Source organism: Burkholderia sp. AW33-5 (assembly GCF_053427615.1).
Map to the genome: position 1 here is coordinate 1 of NZ_JBSAXA010000078.1, position 964 is coordinate 964.

Genomic DNA, 964 nt, shown 5'->3' on the forward strand with positions numbered 1-964 from the left:
GGCGTTGTTGCATAAATCAGGCGTGAGGACGAAGTGGTGCCTTTGTTCATGATCTCAGGCAATACGTACGGACTGAGGGCGGGCGAGCTCGGCCATGCGGTTAAGCACGCCCACTCGAACGGCAACTTCGGTCGCCTGGGTATCGGTACGACGTGCCCACAGGCACGGACCCGTGAGCGTCTTGAGCCGGTACATCGCGTTCTCGGCCAGCGAACGACGGTGGTAACCGCTTTGCTGCTTCCATTCGCGTCGACTGCCTTGTGCAATGGCGTCGAGCGCGGCGTTGCGCCGGGACGCGCCGGGCGTGGTCGTCGGCCAGTGAACCGCGCCTTCGCGCGGCGGAATCGAGGGTATCGCACCGCGCGCGGTGATCGAGGCGTAACAAGCCTGCGTATCGTATGCGCCGTCGCCGCCGATGGTATCGATGGACTCGTCGGCCGGGATTTGTTCAAGCAATTCGGGCAGCACTTCACCGTCCGCGACATCCTGGTGCGTCATGAGCGCCGCTCGCAACTGGCCGGTGTTCGCGTCGAGTGCGAGATGGACCTTGCGCCACGTGCGACGCTTCGAGTAGCCATGCTGGCGAACCTTCCATTCACCTTCGCCGTAGACCTTTGCGCCCGTGCTGTCGACGACCAAGTGCAGCGGTTCGTCGCTGTGAATGACCGGCAGTTTCACCTGCAGCGTCCGTGCGCGACGGCACACGGTCGTATAGTTCGGTACGGGCAATTCAGCGAAAGCCAGGTCGCGCAGGGTTTGCGCGAAGCCTTGCAAGGCACGCAACGGCAAATGGAACACCGTCTTCAAGCCGAGCAATGCCTGAATCAGTGCATCGCTGTACAGCCGCGAACGGCCACGTGTGGGCTCGGTGTCGGGCATGTTCGCAAGAGCGTCGTCATCAATCCACATCGTGATGTTGCCTCGATTGATCAGGCCGGCGTTGTATGCCGCCCAGTTTCTGACA

Annotated in this window: 1 protein-coding gene; it reads right to left on the minus strand. The window is 62.1% G+C overall.

What is annotated here, in order from left to right; translation table 11 throughout:
• Positions 1–54: 54 nt before the first annotated feature.
• Positions 55–964 (minus strand): IS5 family transposase (locus ACV22V_RS32390; protein ID WP_448016813.1); only part of this gene is annotated, 910 nt, incomplete at its 5' end.